At 62.9% G+C, this 18,794-nt stretch carries 15 protein-coding genes; 11 read left to right on the forward strand and 4 right to left on the reverse strand.

Annotation, left to right across the window (positions count from 1 at the left end; genetic code table 11):
• Positions 1-109: 109 nt before the first annotated feature.
• The 7 genes from RO069_RS04940 (at position 110) to RO069_RS04970 (ending at position 9,665) form a co-directional block, all read left to right on the forward strand.
• Positions 110-376: a DUF4212 domain-containing protein gene (locus tag RO069_RS04940; RefSeq protein WP_328185630.1), complete on the forward strand. Its 267-nt coding sequence runs from the start codon at positions 110-112 to the stop codon at positions 374-376.
• A gap of 4 nt (positions 377-380) precedes the next feature.
• The gene (locus tag RO069_RS04945) at positions 381-2,150 is read left to right on the forward strand and encodes a sodium:solute symporter family protein (RefSeq protein WP_328185632.1); all 1,770 of its coding nucleotides are present in this window, start codon (positions 381-383) and stop codon (positions 2,148-2,150) included.
• A gap of 170 nt (positions 2,151-2,320) precedes the next feature.
• The gene (locus RO069_RS04950; RefSeq protein WP_328185633.1) at positions 2,321-2,824 is read left to right on the forward strand and encodes a hypothetical protein; all 504 of its coding nucleotides are present in this window, start codon (positions 2,321-2,323) and stop codon (positions 2,822-2,824) included.
• 26 nt (positions 2,825-2,850) lie between these two features.
• A complete protein-coding gene (locus RO069_RS04955) occupies positions 2,851-6,366 on the forward strand; it encodes a PAS domain-containing hybrid sensor histidine kinase/response regulator (protein WP_328185634.1) in 3,516 nt (1,171 codons plus the stop codon).
• Positions 6,363-8,015, forward strand: coding sequence for a tetratricopeptide repeat protein (locus tag RO069_RS04960; protein WP_328185636.1), 1,653 nt, complete (start codon positions 6,363-6,365; stop codon positions 8,013-8,015). The genes RO069_RS04955 and RO069_RS04960 overlap by 4 nt, the downstream gene beginning before the upstream one ends.
• Entirely contained in the window at positions 8,008-8,730 is a 723-nt protein-coding gene (locus RO069_RS04965; RefSeq protein WP_328185637.1) for a sensor histidine kinase, read from the forward strand. Before RO069_RS04960 ends, RO069_RS04965 begins: the two co-directional genes overlap by 8 nt.
• 185 nt (positions 8,731-8,915) lie before the next feature.
• Complete coding sequence (locus RO069_RS04970; RefSeq protein ID WP_328185639.1) at positions 8,916-9,665, forward strand: response regulator; 750 nt, start codon at positions 8,916-8,918, stop codon at positions 9,663-9,665.
• 82 nt (positions 9,666-9,747) lie between these two features.
• Here RO069_RS04970 and ttcA read toward each other — a convergent pair whose 3' ends face one another.
• The gene (gene ttcA, locus RO069_RS04975) at positions 9,748-10,650 is read right to left on the reverse strand and encodes a tRNA 2-thiocytidine(32) synthetase TtcA (RefSeq protein ID WP_442915337.1); all 903 of its coding nucleotides are present in this window, start codon (positions 10,648-10,650) and stop codon (positions 9,748-9,750) included.
• A gap of 187 nt (positions 10,651-10,837) precedes the next feature.
• On the opposite strand from ttcA, the gene RO069_RS04980 reads away from it, so the two are divergent.
• Both RO069_RS04980 and RO069_RS04985 read left to right on the forward strand, forming a co-directional pair.
• Positions 10,838-11,506, forward strand: a complete 669-nt coding sequence (locus RO069_RS04980) for a DNA-J related domain-containing protein (RefSeq protein WP_328185644.1) — start codon at positions 10,838-10,840, stop codon at positions 11,504-11,506.
• Positions 11,500-12,522 (forward strand): polysaccharide deacetylase family protein, encoded by a 1,023-nt coding sequence (locus tag RO069_RS04985; protein ID WP_328185646.1) that lies wholly within the window; start codon positions 11,500-11,502, stop codon positions 12,520-12,522. The genes RO069_RS04980 and RO069_RS04985 overlap by 7 nt, the downstream gene beginning before the upstream one ends.
• Positions 12,523-12,545: 23 nt before the next feature.
• Here the strand turns inward: RO069_RS04985 and RO069_RS04990 are convergent, their stop codons facing one another.
• Entirely contained in the window at positions 12,546-14,006 is a 1,461-nt protein-coding gene (locus RO069_RS04990) for an SLC13 family permease (protein ID WP_328185648.1), read from the reverse strand.
• Between the two features lie 37 nt (positions 14,007-14,043).
• Complete coding sequence (locus tag RO069_RS04995; RefSeq protein WP_328185651.1) at positions 14,044-14,376, reverse strand: TraR/DksA C4-type zinc finger protein; 333 nt, start codon at positions 14,374-14,376, stop codon at positions 14,044-14,046.
• Between the two features lie 356 nt (positions 14,377-14,732).
• On the opposite strand from RO069_RS04995, the gene RO069_RS05000 reads away from it, so the two are divergent.
• Both RO069_RS05000 and RO069_RS05005 read left to right on the forward strand, forming a co-directional pair.
• The gene (locus RO069_RS05000) at positions 14,733-15,989 is read left to right on the forward strand and encodes an ABC transporter substrate-binding protein (protein ID WP_328185653.1); all 1,257 of its coding nucleotides are present in this window, start codon (positions 14,733-14,735) and stop codon (positions 15,987-15,989) included.
• A gap of 21 nt (positions 15,990-16,010) precedes the next feature.
• The gene (locus RO069_RS05005) at positions 16,011-17,261 is read left to right on the forward strand and encodes an ABC transporter substrate-binding protein (RefSeq protein ID WP_328185655.1); all 1,251 of its coding nucleotides are present in this window, start codon (positions 16,011-16,013) and stop codon (positions 17,259-17,261) included.
• A 37-nt stretch (positions 17,262-17,298) separates the two neighbouring features.
• On the opposite strand, the gene glpK is transcribed toward RO069_RS05005, so the two are convergent.
• Positions 17,299-18,780 carry a glycerol kinase GlpK gene (gene glpK / locus RO069_RS05010; protein ID WP_328185656.1) on the reverse strand — a complete coding sequence of 494 codons (1,482 nt, stop codon included), beginning with the start codon at positions 18,778-18,780 and terminating at the stop codon, positions 17,299-17,301.
• Positions 18,781-18,794: the final 14 nt, after the last annotated feature.

Below are 18,794 nucleotides of genomic sequence, written 5' to 3' on the forward strand. Positions count from 1 at the left end.
TCCGGTCAGGGCCCCGCCGGCAGAGGGCGGGACGCTGGCCGTACTGGCTTTTTCTCTTCTCCAATCTACAAGCGTCTAAATCCTACAAAAACAAAACAGGAGACCTGTTATGTCTGACGCAAGCAGCAATGCTGTTCAGTACTGGAAGGCGAACCTGCGTCTGATACTGGGATGCCTGATCGTGTGGGCCCTCGTATCCTACGGCTTCGCCATCCTGCTACGCCCCGTGCTCGCCGGCATTCCGGTTGGCGGCACCGACCTCGGGTTCTGGTTTGCCCAGCAGGGCTCCATCCTGACCTTTATTGTCCTGATCTTCTTCTACGCCTGGCGTATGAACAAGCTGGATCAGCAATTCGGTCTGGCCGAGGAGGAGTAACCCGATGAGTCAATTTGCGATTAACATCATCTTCGTCGGGGGCTCGTTCCTCCTGTATATCCTGATCGCGCTGTGGGCCAAGGCCGGCAGCACCAGCGATTTCTACGTGGCCGGTGGCGGGGTACACCCCATCACCAACGGCGCCGCGATCGGTGCGGACTGGATGTCAGCGGCATCCTTCATCTCCATGGCGGGCCTGATCGCCGCCGGCGGTTACGCCAACTCCACCTTCCTCATGGGGTGGACCGGCGGTTACGTGCTGCTGGCCATGCTGCTGGCTCCGTATCTGCGGAAGTTCGGCAAGTTCACGGTACCGGAGTTCATCGGCGACCGGTTCTACAGCCGTAATGCCCGCCTGGTGGCGGTGGTATGCCTGATCGTGGCCTCGGTCACCTACGTTATCGGTCAGATGGCCGGTGCCGGCGTGGCCTTCTCCCGCTTCCTGGAAGTGGACGCCACCACCGGTCTGATGATTGCCGCCGTGGTGGTCTTCATCTACGCCGTACTGGGTGGCATGAAGGGCATCACCTACACCCAGGTGGCCCAGTACTGCGTGCTCATCATCGCCTACACCATTCCGGCGATCTTCATTGCCATTGAACTGACCGGCAACCCGATTCCGGCGCTGGCCATGTTCTCCGAGCACTCCCAGTCCGGCATGCCGGTTCTGGACAAACTGAACCAGGTCATCACCGACCTCGGTTTTGCGTCCTATACCGCCGACGTGGACAACAAGCTCAACATGGTGCTGTTCACCCTGTCGCTGATGATCGGTACCGCCGGTCTGCCCCACGTCATCATCCGCTTCTTCACCGTACCCAAGGTGGCTGACGCCCGCTGGTCCGCCGGCTGGGCCCTGGTGTTCATCGCGCTGCTGTACCTGACCGCCCCGGCGGTTGCCTCCATGGCGCGCCTGAACCTGATGACCACCATCTATCCGGAAGGTCCGGCGGCGCAGCCCATCGAATACGATGAGCGCCCGCAGTGGATCCAGGAGTGGGAGGTCACGGGGCTGATCACCTATGAGGACAAGAACGGCGACGGACGCATCCAGTACTACAACGACGCCAACGCGGACTTCGCCGACGAGGCCCAGGCCCGTGGCTGGGAAGGCAACGAGTTCTCCTACAACCGGGATATCCTGGTACTGGCGAACCCGGAGATTGCCAACCTGCCCGGCTGGGTGATCGGCCTGATCGCCGCCGGCGGTCTGGCAGCGGCCCTGTCGACGGCGGCGGGCCTGTTGCTGGCGATATCGTCCGCGATCAGTCATGACCTGATCAAGGGTGCCATCAACCCCAACATCACGGAGAAAGGCGAGCTGCTGGCGGCCCGTATCGCCATGGCCATAGCCATCGTGGTGGCCACCTGGCTTGGCGCCAACCCACCCGGGTTCGCGGCACAGGTGGTGGCACTGGCCTTCGGTATCGCCGCCGCGTCCCTGTTCCCCGCCCTGATGATGGGTATCTTCTCCAAGCGGGTGAACAACAAGGGCGCCGTTGCCGGCATGCTGTGCGGCCTGGCCTTCACCCTGGTGTACATCTTCGTGTACAAGGGCTGGCTGTTCATCCCCGGCACCAATAACCTGCCGGATACCGCCGATGCCTGGGTACTGGGCATTTCCCCGCTGTCCATCGGCGCCGTGGGTGCCCTGGTGAACTTCATCGTGGCCTTCGTGGTGTCCAACGCCACCGAGGAGCCGCCGGTGGAAATCCAGGAACTGGTGGAAAGCGTTCGCTATCCGCGCGGTGCTGGCAAGGCACTGGATCACTAGGAGTCGGCGCGATAGAAATCGTAAAGACTACTAGGCCATAATACGTCCCGCATTCAGACTCGACTCTGAACGGGTTGATCCAGGACGGGCCTCCTTTTCAGGAGGCCCGTTTTTTTCAGGCCCTGACAATCCCCCTCTGGAGGTTGTCAGTGTCTCCCAGAGGAAACACTATGTTCTGGAATCTAGTTGCAACCATCGTCTGCGGCTTTGCCGCCGCGGGCATTGCCATGGGCATTCGCACCGCCACCGCGAAGAAGGCACCCCGCTGGCTGGTGCCGGTGTTTGCGGGCCTGGGCATGATGGGCTATCAGATCTACATGGAATACCACTGGTACGACCAGATGACCGCGCGCATGCCGGCGGAATCCGTGGTGGTCGCCACCGAATCGCAGGCGGAGTTCTGGCGCCCGTGGAGCTTTTTCTTCCCCCAGATCAACCGCATCACCGTGCTGGACGAAAGCAGCGTCAGCCGCAATCCGGCCAATGCCGATACGGCCCGTTTCCAGCTTTATCACTTCCGCCAGACCTACGGCGGGCGGGTTTCCAAGGGCACCTGGCTGCTGAACTGCCCCAGCCGCGAGCTGGTCGCCCTGGCCGACGACGGCTCCCCGAATACCGACCAGATGCGCAGGCTGGCCACGGACAACACCCTGCTGCAGGAAGTATGCGACTGAATCCGCCGACCAGGGAGTAACCGGAGATGATCAGTGTCTGGCTGCTGGTAGTCATTTCCATTGCCTACATCTCCCTGCTGTTTGCCATTGCCTGGGCCGGCGACCGCCACCCGGGCCTGTACCGCAACAGACTGGCCCGCCAACACGTCTATGCCCTGTCGCTGGCGGTGTACTTCACCTCCTGGACCTTTTACGGCGCCGTGGGCCGGGCCACCCAGGAGGGGCTGGCGTTCCTGCCCATCTACCTGGGGCCGCTGCTGGTGTTCCTGTTCGGCACGCCCCTGCTGCGCCGGATCATCTACATCAGCAAGCGTAGCAACAGTACCTCCATTGCCGACTTTATTGCCTCCCGTTATGGCAAGTCCCAGTCCCTGGCGGCGCTGATCGCCGTCTTCGCGCTGATCGGCAGCGTACCCTACATCGCGCTGCAGCTTAAGGCCATCTCCCTGGGTTTCAGCGTGCTGTCGGATAATGGCGTCAGTGACGCCGTCAACCCGGCTGCCTGGAGTGACTCCGCCTGGTACATCACCCTGGTGCTGGCGGTATTCACGGTGCTGTTCGGTACCCGTCACCTGGAATCCACGGAGCATCACCGGGGCATGATCCAGGCCGTGGCCTTCGAGTCGGTGATTAAACTGGTGGCCTTCGTGGCGGTGGGGCTGTTTGTCGGCTTCGGCCTGTACGGGGGCTTTGGTGACCTGCTGGCCAACGTCCGGCAGGCGGACCTGGTGGGCCAGCTCACCTGGAAGGGCGTGGAAGCACCGGCCTTCATCACCCAGACCATCGTCGCCATGCTGGCCATCCTGTGCCTGCCGCGACAGTTCCATGTGATGGTGGTGGAGAACGCCGACTACCGGGATTTCAACACCGCCCGCTGGGCGATGCCCGCCTACCTGCTGATTGCCAGTGCCTTTGTGCTGCCGATTGCCGCCGCCGGCCTGTTGCACGGCGACACCGACAACGTCAATCCCGACATGCTGATCCTCAGCCTGCCCATCCTGGAGGAACAGACCTGGCTGGCCATCCTGGCGTTCCTCGGTGGTGGGTCGGCAGCGGCCGCCATGGTGATCGTCTGCTCAGTGGCCATTGCCACCATGGTCAGCAACGAGATCGTGATGCCGGGGCTGCTCAAGTTCTTCCGCCCCCGGATGAACCGCCGCGCCGACCTGAGCCGGCTGCTGCTGAGTATCCGCCGGGTCACCATCTTCCTGGTGCTGATGACCGCCTACGGCTTCTACCGCCTGGCGGGGGCGGACTACAGCCTCACGGCCTTCGGCCTGCTGTCATTCGCCGCCGCGGCCCAGTTCGGGCCGTCGCTGATCGGCGGCATCATCTGGCGCCGGGGCAATTACAACGGCGCCATCTGGGGTCTGGCCCTGGGGTTTGCCACCTGGTGCTATACCCTGCTGATTCCCGCCCTCGCGTCCACCGGCTGGGTCGGCGACACCCTGATCGACCAGGGCCTGTGGGGGCTGGGCTGGACCCGCCCCACCGCGCTGCTGGGCCTGGAACTGGACATGATCAGCCATGGCATCGTGTGGTCCCTGGGGCTCAACACCCTGGTCTATGTGCTGCTGTCCATGACCACCCGCCAGCGGGTGCGGGAAAAGATCCAGATCGCCTCCTTTTTCCACGAACCCCACCCCCGGGCGGAAACCTCCCAGCAGCAGGTCTGGCAGGGGGAGGTGCTCACCGCCGACCTGCAGGCCCTGGCAGAGCGGTTCATGGGGGAGGAACGGGCGGAGGCCCTGTTCACCAACTACGAACGGCGCAACGCCATGCGCCTGTCGCCCCAACGCCCCGCCAGCAGCCATCTGATGCGCTACATCGAGCGCCAGCTGGCGTCGGTGATCGGTGCCTCCACGGCCCGGGTGGTGCTGGAATCCACCCTCACCGGCCGCGACATGCAGATCGAGGACGTGGTCAGCATTGTCGATGAAGCCTCCCAGGCCATGACCTTCAGCCGGGAGCTGCTGCAATCGGCCATCGAGAACCTCAGCCTGGGGGTGTCCGTGGTCAATCACCAGCAACAGCTGGTGGTCTGGAACCGCCGCTACCTGGAACTCTTCTCCTATCCCAAGGGCTACGTGCGCACCGGACGCCCCATACAGGACCTGATGCGTTACAATCTGACCAGCGCCAACCTGCCGGCCCGCCGCATCGACGAAATCATCGACGACCGCTGCAGCGCCATGAAGCAGGGCCGGCCCATGTCCTATGAACGGCACCGCCCGGACGGCACGGTACTGAAGATCGAGGGCAGTCCGATTCCCGGCGGCGGCTATGTCACCACCTTCCAGGACATCACCTCCATACGCCGCACCGAGCAGGCGCTCAAGGAGACCAATATCTATCTGGAGCAGCGGGTCAAGGAGCGTACCCAGGAGCTGCAGGTGATCAACGAACAGATGCTCAAGGCCAAGTCGGTGGCGGAGCAGGCCAACCAGAGCAAGACCCGTTTCCTGGCCTCCGCCAGCCACGACCTGTTGCAGCCGCTGAACGCCGCCCGCCTGTTCGCTTCGGCCCTGCAGAATAAGGTGATCACCGACGAAACCCGGGAACTGGCCAGCCACCTGGACAGCTCCCTGGGTGCCGCCGAAGAGATCATCAGTACCCTGCTGGATATCTCCAAACTGGACGCCGGCGCCCTGGAGCCGGACATCACCAGCTTCCCGGTCAGTGATATGCTGCGGCACCTGGCCACCGAGTTCAGCGCCATTGCCGCCGACCAGGAGCTGACACTGACCGTGGTTCCCAGTTCCACCTGGGTGACCTCCGACGCCAAGCTGCTGCGTCGGGTCGTGCAGAATTTCCTGTCCAACGCCATCCGGTATTCGGAGAATGGTGGGCGTATCCTGCTGGGGTGCCGGCGGCTCAAGGGCTACATCCGGATTGAGGTGTGGGATACTGGCCCCGGCATCCCCGATGACCAGCTGGCCCATATCTTCGAGGAGTTCCGCCGCCTGCGCCAGGGCCGGGACAAGAAAGGCCTCGGGCTGGGGCTGGCCATTGTCGACCGCATCAGCGGCATGCTGGGGCACCCGGTGAACGTGCACTCCCAGGTGGGTCGCGGCAGCACCTTCACCGTCACCGTCCCCCTGGCGCCTCCGGAACAGCGTCAGGCCAGGCCCGCGGCGCCCCGCAGTGGCAACCGGGGGCTGTCGGCCCTCAAGGGGCTCCACGTACTGTGTATCGATAACGATGCCCATATCCTGGAAGGCATGCAGGCACTGCTGGACAACTGGCACTGCCGTACCACCACCGCCCTGAGTCTGGAAGAGGCTCGCACGGCGCTGGACGGCGACATCCCGGATATCATGCTGGGGGACTACCAGCTTGACAATGACCGCAATGGCCTGGACGCCATGGACAGCCTGAGGGAGGATTTCGACCAGCCGGTTCCGGGCATACTGATTACCGGCTATCTTGGAGAGGAAGCCCGGGAAGATGCGGCCGATCGCGGCTACCATGTACTCTATAAACCAGTGAAGCCGGCAGCACTCCGGGCCCTGGTCAACAAGCTGATCAAGAAACGCTCATGATGAATTCCTCCGGTGAAGCAGACACTCCGATCAACTTCGGCAAACTCCGGTTCCTCGTCGTCGACGACTTCGAGAACTTCCGCAATTCCATGCGGCAGATGCTGCGCTCCCTGGGCGCCGACAGGATCGAGCCGGTTCATAACGGCTCGGTTGCCATCCAGCGCTGTGCCTACGAACACTTCGACGTCATCCTGTGCAACTACAATCTGGGCGAAGGCAAAAGCGGCCAGCACGTATTGGAAGAGCTGCGGCACCGCAGGTTGCTGAAGCACTCCTCGCTGTTCCTGATGGTCACGGCGGAAACCTCCCGGGAAATGGTCATGGGGGCCAGGGAATACCACCCCGATGCCTATCTGACCAAGCCCATCAATCAGGCCATGCTGACCAAACGCCTGGGCGCCCTGGCGGAACGGCGGCAGGCCCTGCTGCCCATCACCCGGGCCATGGACCTGGAGGACTACCCGGAAGCCATCCAGCAGTGCCTGGCCCTGCTGCCCCACCAACAGCGCCACCGCTCCTGGATCTACAAGACCCTGGCGGAGCTCTACGTACGGGTGGGTGACTATGGCCAGGCCCGCAGGATCTACGACGAGATCCTGGGACAACGGGCCCTGTCCTGGGCACGCCTGGGCAAGGCCCGCGTATTGCTGGCACAAGGATTCCATGACGAAGCAGGCACCGCCCTGCAATCACTGATCGATGATCACCCGGATCACCTGGAAGCCTATGACCTGCTCGCGGAAAGCCTGAAACGCACCGGCAAGCCCGGCCAGGCCCAGAAGATCCTGCAGCGGGCCGCGGAAATGTCCCCCAATGCCCTCCTGCGGCAGCGGGACCTGGCTACACTGGCCACCCGGAACCAGGACCTGGACACCGCCACCGACGCCTGGCGCCGCACCGTCAGCCTCGGCACCTGGTCGGTTCATGATCACCCGGACCATCACCTGGCCCTGGGGCGCTCACTGACCGACCTGAGTGAAGGCGACCCCACCGGCGAAGGCAAGGCGTATGCGGAAGAGGCGACAAGGGTCCTCAAGCACCTGGAGCGCAAATTCCCGGAGGCACCGGACATCGGCCCCCGCACCATGCTGGTCCGTGCCCGCATCGTGGCGGCACGGGGCAACCTGGACAAGGCGCGGTCGTTCCTTGAGCAGGCCCGGGCCGCCCTGCCGGTGGACACCCTGTCCGCCGACGCCGGTCTTGACCTGGCCAAGACCATGTACCGCATCGGCCAGAATCGCGAAGCGGAACAGCTGCTGGCCACCATGGCCCAGCGGTTCGAGGGCCAGGGCGATATTATCGAGCAGATCGAGAGCCTGATGGACGAGCCGGTGGGCCTGCAGCAGCGTCTCCAGGCCCGCACCCTCAACCGGGACGGCATACAGGCCTACGAAAAAGGAGAACTCGGTGCCGCCGCACGCCATTTCGAACAGGCCCTGGACGTGGTACCCAGCCACGCCGCCCTCAACCTGAACCTGACCCAGATCCGCATGAAACAGGTGGAAAGCGGCGACCCATCGGTTGTCCGTGATCATGCCCTTACCCAGTGCCGGCGATGCCTGGACGCCCTGGACAACCTGCCCCCGCAACATCGTCAGTACCGCCGTTACCAGGCGATGCGCAACAAACTGGAGACCCTGAATGACTGACCCGTCACGTCCAGCCACCGACAACAACCAGCGTCAGATCAAGGTGCCGGATTTCTCCATGGTCATCGCCTCGGCGGTGCATGACATGAAGAACTCCCTGGGCATGCTGCTCAGCACGCTGGAAGATCTGCGGGGGGAGCAGCAGGAGGTTGAGGGCGAGAACCCCAGGCTGAACATCCTCCAGTACGAGGCCGAGCGGGTCCACAGTGACCTGGTGCAGTTGCTGGGTATCTACCGACTGGGCGAACACAAGCTGTCCGCCCACAGCGACGAGCAGCATGTGGCCGACTTTCTCCACGAGCAGATTGCCCGTCACGAGACACTGCTGGCGGGCTACGGCATCGGCCACGAGATCCTGGCGGAGGAGGATACCGTGGGCTTCTTTGACGATGAACTGGTGGCCGGAATCATCACCAGCACCCTCAACAACGCCATTCGCTACACGCATTCCCGCCTCCGCCTGGCGGCCCGGGAAGAGGACGGCTGGCTGGTGATCAGCGTGGAGGACGACGGCAACGGCTACCCGGAACACATGCGGGACGCCACGGACGCGCTGCAGCGTGCACCGGACTTCAGCACCGGCTCCACCAGCCTGGGCCTCTATTTCGCCTCGGCCATCGCCCACCTGCACCAGAATGGTGACCGGCGGGGCCAGATCAGACTCCGCAACGGGGGCGAGCTCGGTGGCGGGATATTCGAGATCTGGCTGCCCTGAGCCCGTAGCCTGTCTTGAGAGACTCCCCGGGAGCGGGGCCATATTCACCGACCTGTGCCACAATTTGGCGACGGGCTACTTGAATTGCCCGTCACCGGGAATTAACGTGTGGCAAGCCCTCAAGGATCTGCCAAGGCCGCACAATGCGGCGATACGAGGGCCCTCGCACAGACAGGGAGAACACCATGCCCCGTGGCAACGCACTCATTGTTGATGATTCCTCCACCGCCAGGATCATCCTCGCCCGACTGCTGGAAAAAGCCGACCTCACCAGCAAGGGCGCCAGCTCGGCCGAAGAAGCCCTGAGCATGGTCCAGCATGAGCAGTTTGATCTGATCTTCCTGGATCACCTGCTACCGGGCATGAACGGCTTCGAGGCCCTGGAAAAGTTCAAGAGCCGCCCGGAGAGCAAGGACATTCCGGTGTTCATGTACACCTCCCAGAACGCTGACCGCTACATCCAGGACGCCAAGGCTCACGGCGCGGCCGGGGTAATCGGCAAGCAGGTGGAGCGGGAACAGCTGGTCCAGATGATCGATACCATCCTGGCGGAAAGTGACGATGAGCCCGAATTCGCGGCACCGGAGCTGAGTCCCTACCAGACCGTGGCCGACCAGTCCTACCTGCGCCGCCTGACCGGCCGCCTGTCCACGCTGGAAATCGCCTACGAGGAAGCCAACGAGGACATCCGCGCGATGAAGCAGCATATGGCCCGGGTGGACGCCCAGTTCCAGGAGGAACTGGAGAACCGGGTTGGCAAGGTCCGCCGGCTGTGGATGCTCACCACCGTGGTGTTCGTTTTGGTGGCCCTGTTCCTGGGCCTGCAGATCAACAGCGTGTCGGAAACCGTGGATGGCCTGAATACCCAACTGGGACTGATCAGCCAGATGATTGGCGGGCTGATGGAACTGATCGGGGGCGGGGGTAATAACTGACCCGGGATCGCCGTCCACCATCCGGATACGAGAAAGGGCGATCAAACGATCGCCCTTTCCAGTCTGGTGCACCGGCCTTACGTCAGAGGTTCAGCACATCCAGACGGCCATAGTCCCGTTCCGGCTCGGCGGCCTGCACCGGCGCTGCTTGCCCACCGACGATTGAACGCCCGTTCTCGAAGTCATACAGGGTATTGTCCGCCAGGTGCGACGGTTCCACATTGCACATGGCCCGGAACATGGTCTCGATGCGACCGGGATGCTGCTTGTCCCACTGCTGGAGCATGTCCTTGACCACCTGGCGCTGCAGGTTTTCCTGGGAACCGCACAGGTTGCAGGGAATGATCGGGTATTCCCGCAATGCCGCATAGCGGGCAATATCCTTCTCCCGGCTGTAGGCCAGGGGCCGGATCACCGTGTTGCGGCCATCATCGCTGAACAGCTTGGGGGGCATGGACTTCATCTTGCCGCCGTAGAACATGTTCAGGAACAGGGTTTCCAGCAGGTCGTCCCGGTGGTGTCCCAGGGCAATCTTGGTGATGCCGTGTTCCTCGGCGAAGTTATAGAGAATGCCCCGCCGCAGCCGTGAGCACAGGCCGCAAGTGGTCTTGCCCTCCGGCACCTTCTCCTTGACGATGCTGTAGGTGTCTTTCTCGATGATATGGTACTCGATGCCCAGGGCGGACAGGTACTCGGGCAGCACATGCTCGGGGAAACCCGGCTGCTTCTGGTCCAGGTTGACGGCAATCAGCTCGAAAGACACCGGGGCGCTCTTCTGCAGGTTCATCAGGATGTCCAGCATGGTGTAGGAATCCTTGCCCCCGGACAGGCACACCATGACCCGGTCACCGGATTCGATCATCCGGAAATCCTGGATGGCCTGCCCGGTTTCCCGCCGCAGCCGCTTCTGGAGCTTGTTGGTCTCCAGCTTGCGCTTGCGTTCGGCGTCGCTGGCCGGCGTATCGGATACCGCTTCCGGCGTCATCACATCAGACATAATCAACCTGTGGCCATGGTGGAAAGATGGTGAATAAACAGGCGGCGATTATACCGGAGGCGGGCCGCCTCCGTCAGGTACCCGCCCCCGTAAATGCCGTGATAAGCCACCGTCGCTTGGGATTGTGTCGCCACTGGCCTACCATAATGCCATGAATCAGCCACAGGAAAGCCTATTGCGTTCTCCATTACACTCTGTTCCCACAGACTCCCACACCCAGGCCCGACAGGCGCTGGAACACCATGTCCGGATGCTTGGCGCGGCGGTGGAGGCCTGCCTGCGCCAGGCCCGCGGCGGGCTGTCGGAGCTGGAACTTATCCGCCAGCTCCAGTCGCCCCCCTGGGAACTGATCGGACCGGTGGACTACGCCAACCCCGCCGCCCTCTATCCGGTCCATTTCCTGCTGTTCCATGTGCTCTACCGGCTGCGCGACGAACTGGCGAACAATGGCGAAACAGTGGCCATATCGCCCCTGTCCATCTCCCTCACGCAGACCGACGTGGTGGCCGGTACCGGCCTGCCGGACCAGGCGGACCCACTGAGGGCCTTCTACCTGGACCTGGACCAGTACGAGATGTCGGAAGACGATATCCTGCGCATGGTGGACGATTTCTGGGCGGGGCGCTCCCACGGCGCGCCGGGCCGGGATGACGCGGCCGGGGCCGCCAAGGTGCTGGGCTTCGAGACACTGCCAACGGACTTCGCCGCCGTCAAGCAGCGCTTTCGCCGCGCCGTAATGCAGGCCCACCCGGACCGGGGCGGCGATACCGAACAGGTCCAGCAGCTGAACGAGGCCTTTGCCATCCTGCGCCACTACTTCCGACACGGAGACGCCCCATGCTGACGCGATACCTGACCCTGGCTGCGTTGATGACTGTTGCCTCCCTCCCCGCCCGGGCGGACCTGGTCGTGCTCCAGTACCACCACATCAGCGACCGGACACCCGCCAGCACCAGTACCCAGGTGAACCTGTTCCGTGCCCAACTGGATCGTATCCGGAAGCTCGGGCTTGAGGTGGTCCCCCTGGAATCCGGCACCGAAGCGGCCCTTGCAGGCAGGCTCGAGGAGCAACAGCAGGTGGCCATCACCTTCGATGATGCCTACGAATCCGTCTGGACCACGGCGGCCCCCATCCTGGACGAGTACGGCTACCCGTACACCATTTTCGTCAATACCCAGGCCGTGGGCAGCCAGGGCCATATGAGCTGGCAACAGCTGGAGGAGGCCGCCGACCAGTCCCATGTGACCATCGCCAACCACAGCCATGACCATGGCCACCTGCCGCGAAAGCCTGGAGAGTCCCGCAATGACTGGCACCAGCGGGTGACCACCAGCCTGGACCATGCCCAATCGCTACTGGACGAACGACTGAATGTGGACAATCCGCTGTTCGCCTACCCCTATGGCGAGTACGACACCGGCCTGGAACAGCTCCTGGACGAACGGGACTGGTACGGCTATGGCCAGCAATCCGGTGCCATCGGCCCGACCTCGGACCCGAGCCGCCTGCCCCGGTTTCCCATGGCAACCGCCTACGGGCAACTGGATAGCCTTAATGACAAGCTGCGCAGCCGGTCGTTGCCGGTGGACGCCGCCCAGCTGCCGGATGGTATCGTGGCAGACAACCCACCCCGCCTGACCCTCCGGTTGCCGGACCAACTGAAACCGGAGGCTCTCACCTGCTTCGCTTCCGGGCGCGGGCGGCTGCCACTGGAGCATCAGGGGCAGGCGGTGATGGTGCAGGCGGCGGGAGCCTTCAACAGCCGGCGCTTCCGCTACAATTGCACCTACCCGGCGGGCGAGGGCCGCTTCTACTGGCTGTCCCAGCAGTGGGTGGACCTGGTACAACCGGAGGACTGAGCGGCCAGGAACCATCCACCTTGTCAGATCGAGAAAGCCACCCCCATCAGCAGGTAACCCAACAGCGTCACCAGCACGATACCGATCAGGTTGAGCACAAACCCGGCCTTTATCATGTCGCTGATAGCGATGTGACCGCTACCGAATACGATGGCATTGGGGGGGGTCGCCACCGGCATCATGAAAGCACAGCTGGCCGCAATGGCTGCGGGGACCGTCAACAACACCGGCGACATGTCCTGGCCCACGGCCAGGGCCCCCAGCAGTGGCAGGAACGCCGCTGCGGTGGCGGTATTACTGGTGACCTCGGTCAGGAAGATGATGACCGCCACCACCAGACCAACCATCAACAGGGTGGGTAGCACCTCCAGCGCCGACAAGCTCTCGGCGATGGCGTCCGCCAGCCCGGAACTACTGATCACCCCCGCCAGCGCCAGGCCACCACCGAACAGCAGTAAAACACCCCAGGGCAGATCCCGGGCCGTTTCCCATTCCATCAGCCCCTCTCCGTCACGCTGGCCGGATCGCAGCAGGAACAGCATGACCGCCGCAAATATCGCGATCACCGTATCGCTCAGCCAGGACAATGCCTCAATCTCCGTCAGCAGGGGCCGGAAGATCCAGGCCGCGGCGGTCAGGATAAACACGATGGCCACCCGGACCTCGGCATTGGACATGGTACCCAGGCTGCGGAGTTCGTCGCGGATCGCCTGGCCTGAGTCGCCGGAGCGACGGCCGCCGAAATCCCCACGGGTGAGCCACCACCAGATCACCAGCAACATGACCAGGGCGACCGGCACACCGATCACCATCCACTGGGCGAACCCTACGCTGACGCCCTGCTGGTCACCCAGATAGGCTGCCAGCAAAGCATTGGGCGGGGTACCAATCAGTGTCGCGATACCGCCCACACTGGCGGAGTAGGCAATGGCCAGCAGCAGGGCCACCCCGAAACGGTGCAACGCTTCTTCGTTGTCGATTTCCATCATGCTCAGTACCGAAAGCCCGATGGGCATCATCATGATGGTGGTGGCGGTATTCGACACCCACATGCTCAGAAAGGCGGTAGCCAGCATGAAACCGCCGATCTGGCGCCGGGGACTGGTACCCACAATCAGCAGGATATGCAGGGCAATACGCCGGTGCAGATTCCATCGCTGCATGGCCAGCCCCAGCGTGAACCCGCCGAGGAACAGGTATATGATCGGGTTGGCGTAGGGCGTGGTGGCATCCTTCACCGAACCAAGGCCCAGTGCCGGAATCAGCACAATGGGCACCAGGGAGGTTGCCGGTATCGGAATGGCTTCCGTGGCCCACCATGACGCCATCAGCATCATCAGCCCCAGCGCTGCCCAGGCACTATCGGAAAGGTCGCCGGGTGGAGGCAGTACCAGCGTTACGGCCAGCAGGGCCAGCCCGGTAAACAGGCCGATCACCCGGCTTCTGGACATGCCGCCCTTGGTATCGTCAACCGTAGAGGACATGGATTGTTAACCTCCTTCCTGAGTGTTGGGGGGCGAACTACTCCTCCTCGTCTTCGGCACAGCGTATGCACAGTGACGCCCAGGGCAGGATTTTCAGGCGTTCCGGGTTGATCGTGTCACCGCAGCGCTCGCAACGTTCACCTTCGCCCTCCTCCAGCCGGTCAAGGGCATGGATGACCTGGCGGAGTTCCTCCCGCACCTCCAGCTCCAGGTGATCCACCACCTCGTCGTTCTGACGCTGTACCGCCTGCTCGGAAAAATCCGCTTCCAGCTTGCCTTCGTCGCGATGCTGGTGAGCCTCGTAACGTTCCAGACGACGGGTCAGTTCCTGCTTGAGCCGTTCGAGTTCTTCTTTACGGGTCTTGGCCATCAGCTTGCCACCTCCTCCTCGATCCCCGGAGAACATTGAATGCCGCCAGGGTACCCCAAAGAATGGCTGAGCATTTGATAGTCGTCAAAACTGGCGGTGCCCGGGGCCGGGAAGCCGACGACTATCAACGTGTTATAATCCGGTGGCGGCCATTGGCGCGATCAGGCTTCGACAGCCGATACCTCAGTTACGCATCGTCACACCCTGTTACCGGTTGCCACATTTTTCCACCAAGGTCACATTGCGAATTCGGGCAAGAGCGACAACACTTGGCCTTGCCAATGCATTTTTCAATATTTAACAAACACAACAGATAGATAAGGGAGCCCCGGTGGCTACCCGAAGGAGATGCTTGCATGCCCAGGTGGATTCGTTCCCTCGCCATCCTTTCATCGCTCGTTGTGCTGTCGGCGCCCATACTGGCAGAACCCCTGAAACTGGGATTCAACTACCCGCAGACCGGTCGCTACCAGGACCAGGGCCTGCAACAGCGCATGGGAGCCTTCCTGGCGGTGGAGGAGATCAACGCCAGCGGCGGCATCCTGGGGCAACCAGTGGAACTGGTGATCCGCAACACCCGGGGGGATCCGGAGCGCGGCGCCGCCAACACCGCGGACCTGATCGACAATCATGATGTGGCGATGCTGTTCGGCGGCTCCTCCTCCGCGGTTGCCATAGCCTCGGGCAAGGCGGCAAAGGAACGGGACCGGATCTACTTCGGCACCCTCACCTATTCCAACGCCACCACCGGCAGCGCCGGGCATACCCACATGTTCCGGGAACCCTTCAATGCCTGGATGTCCGCCAAGGCCCTGGGCAGCTTCCTGAGCGAGAACTACTCGGACAAAAAATTTTTCTATATCACCGCTGACTATACCTGGGGCTGGTCCGTGGAAGAGTCCCTGCGCCAGTTCACGGATACCAGCGACACCAGCCGGCATGCCGGCACCCTGACGCCCTTCCCCAACGCCCTGACCAGCGATTTCCAGGCGGCACTGGAACAGGCAGCCGACAGTGATGCGGATGTCCTCGCCATGGTGCTGTTCGGTGATGACATGGTGAGGGCGGTGAATATTGCCTATTCCATGGGCCTCCACGACAAGATGCAGATCGTGGTTCCCAATATCACCCTGAGCATGGCCAACCAGGTCGGCCCCAGCATCATGGAGGGCGTCATCGGCGCCGCGCCCTGGGTATGGAACCTGCCCCGGGAGGCGGGCTATGAACGTGGCCAGCAGTTCGTTCAGGACTTCTCTGACCGCTACGAGATGCGCCCGTCCTCAGCCGCCGCCTCCGCCTACAGTATCGTCTACCAGTATAAGGATGCAGTGGAACGGGCCGGTACCACCAATACCGCCGATGTCATCCGTGCTCTGGAAGGGCACCGCTACACCTTCCTGAAGGATGAACAGGAGTGGCGGGCCTTTGACCACCAGAATGTCCAGTCCGTCTACGTCGTCCAGATCCGCCCCCGGGAGGAAGTGTTGGCGGATGAATATTCCAGCGACTATTTCGAGATCGTCCATACCCTGCCGGGGAACGAGGCGGTCCGCACCCGGGAAGAGTGGGAGGCCGACCGTCGCGAGGCGGAAATGCCCCTGACCCTACAATAAACCCAGAAAATGGAATCATTCATGAAGAAGAACGTTGTAATGGCACTAGCGCTGCTGCTCACCAGTCCGTTGATCAGCGCGCAGGAAGTACTGAAAATCGGACTCAACTACCCCGCCAGTGGCCGCTATGAGTATCTCGGCCTCCAGCAGCGGATGGGGGCTTTCCTGGCTGTGGACGAAATCAATGAGGCCGGCGGCATCCTGGGTCGCCCGGTGGAGCTGGTGGTCCGCAATACCCAACTGGATCCCAAGCGGGGCGCCGCCAACGTCCATGAAATGGTTGACGAGGAAAATGTCCAGATGCTGTTCGGTGGGGTCTCCTCGGCGGTCGCCATCGCGGCGGGCCGGGCCGCCAAGGAAAGAGACCGGATTTACTTCGGCACCCTGACCTACGCCAATGCCACCACCGGGACCGCCGGCCACACCCACATGTTCCGTGAATCCTACAACGCCTGGATGACGGCGAGCGCGATCGGTAAGTATCTGGCCGAAGAGTTCCGGGACAAGAAGTACTTCTTCATTACCGCTGACTATTCCTGGGGCTACTCGGTTGAGGACTCCGTGCGCGCGGCCTCCGGCACCGAGGATACCGACCGTCATCCGGTCACCCGCACGCCGTTCCCCAACGCCACCTCACGGGATTTCCAGGCCGCCCTGGAACAGGCGGAAGCCAGTGGCGCCGATGTGCTGGTGCTGATCCTTGGCGGCGGCGACATGGTCCGTGCAGTGAATATCTCCTATGACATGGGACTGAAGGACAAGATGCAGATCGTCTGGCCCAACACCAGCCTGGGTACCGCACTGCAACTGGGGCCTTCGCTGATGGAAGGTATCATCGGTGCCGCCCCCTGGTTCTGGAACCTGCCTTACGAGAAGGGTTACGAGCAGGGCATCAATTTTGTCGAGGCTTTCTCCAGCCAGCACAACATGCGGCCGTCATCCGCGGCGGCCTCCGCCTACAGCATCGTCCACCAGTACAAGGACGCGGTGGAACGGGCCGGCACCACCAATACCGCCGATGTGATCCGGGCCCTGGAGGGCCACAAGTACTCTCTGCTCAAGGATGAACAGGAATGGCGGGCCTTCGACCACCAGAATGTACAGTCCGTCTACCTGGTGCGAATGCAGTCCCGTGACGAGGTGCTTGCGGACGAGTACAACAGTGGTTTCTACGAGATCCTCGGCACGGTACCGGGCCCCGAGGCGGCCCGGACCCTGGAGGAATGGCAGGCGGTCCGCCGGGAGGCTGGCGTCCCGCTGACCCTCCAGTAGCCACCTGTAGCCACTGACGGCACGCGACCGGCGGTTGTCAGTCAGCCTGCAACCGCCGCACAGCCTCCAGCCATCCGTCATAGAGCCGGTCACGGTCCGCCTTGGACATGGCCGGCTCGAACCGGCGCTCGCAGCGCCAGAGTTTCTCAATATCCTCCAGGCTCTCGTAGACCCCGGCCTGGAGCCCTGCCAGGAAGGCCGCGCCAAGGGCCGTGGTTTCTATCACCTCGGGCCTGTCCACGGTCGCTCCCAGGATATCCGCCAGGAACTGCAACACCCAGTTGTTCACCACCATGCCACCATCGACCCGTAGCGCCACCGGGCGCACGCCGTCGTCCTCCATGGCCTTCTGCAGGTCCTTGGTCTGGTAGCATACGGACTGCAGGCCGGCGGTGACAATCTCCTTGATGCCGGTATCCCGGGTCAGGCCAAACATGGCCCCTCGCGCCTTGGGATCCCAGTGGGGCGCCCCCAGGCCGGTAAACGCGGGCACCAGGTAGACGCCGTGGTCCACCGGGGTCTGTTCCGCCAGCATCTCGCACTCGTCCGCCATGCGGATCAGGCTGAGGCCGTCCCGCAGCCACTGGATGGCGGCACCGGCGATGAAGATGCTGCCCTCCAGGGCATAGGTGGTCTTGCCGTTGAGGCGATACCCCACCGTGGTGAGCAACCGGTGTTCGGATTTCAGGGCCTGATCCCCTGTGTTGAGGATCAGGAAGCAGCCGGTGCCGTAGGTGCTCTTGGCCGTGCCCTCGGCAAAGCAGGTCTGGCCGAACAGTGCCGCCTGCTGGTCCCCGGCCACACCACCGATCGTCACACCCGCTGCCGGCAGGCCTTCGGCGATGGTGCCGAAGTCCGAGGCACAGTCCCGTACTTCCGGCAGCAGGGATTCGGGGATGCCAAAGAGTTTCAGCAGGTCCGGGTCCCAGCGCTGTTCGTGGATATTGAACAGCATGGTGCGGGAGGCGTTGGTGGCATCGGTCAGGAAGGAGCGCCCTTCGGTGAGCCGCCACAGCAGGAAGGTATCGATGGTGCCAAAGGCCAGTTCCCCCTTCTCCGCCCGCTCCCGGGCCCCCTCCACATTGTCCAGTATCCAGCGGATCTTGGTGGCGGAGAAATAGGGGTCGATCAGCAGCCCGGAACGTTCGGTCACCCCCGGCTCATGGCCATCATCCTTGAGTTGCTGGCACAATCCGGCCGTGCGGCGGTCCTGCCAGACGATGGCGTTGTATACCGGCTTGCCGGTCTGCCGGTCCCAGAGGACGGTGGTTTCCCGCTGGTTGGTGATGCCCACCCCCAGGATCTGGCTGGTGTCCACACCGTTGTTGTCCAGTACCGCCTGGCAAGTGGACTTCACCGTGTCCCAGATGGCTTCCGGGTCATGCTCCACCCAGCCACTGTGTGGATAGATCTGCTCGAATTCCTGCTGCTCCACGGCGTGGATCCGGCCCTCCCGGGTGAAGAGGATAGCCCGGGAGCTGGTGGTTCCCTGGTCGATCGCCAACAGATACTGGCTCATAGGCCGTTGTGCTC

It is taken from the genome of Marinobacter sp. OP 3.4 (assembly GCF_036224885.1).
Lineage (GTDB): Bacteria > Pseudomonadota > Gammaproteobacteria > Pseudomonadales > Oleiphilaceae > Marinobacter.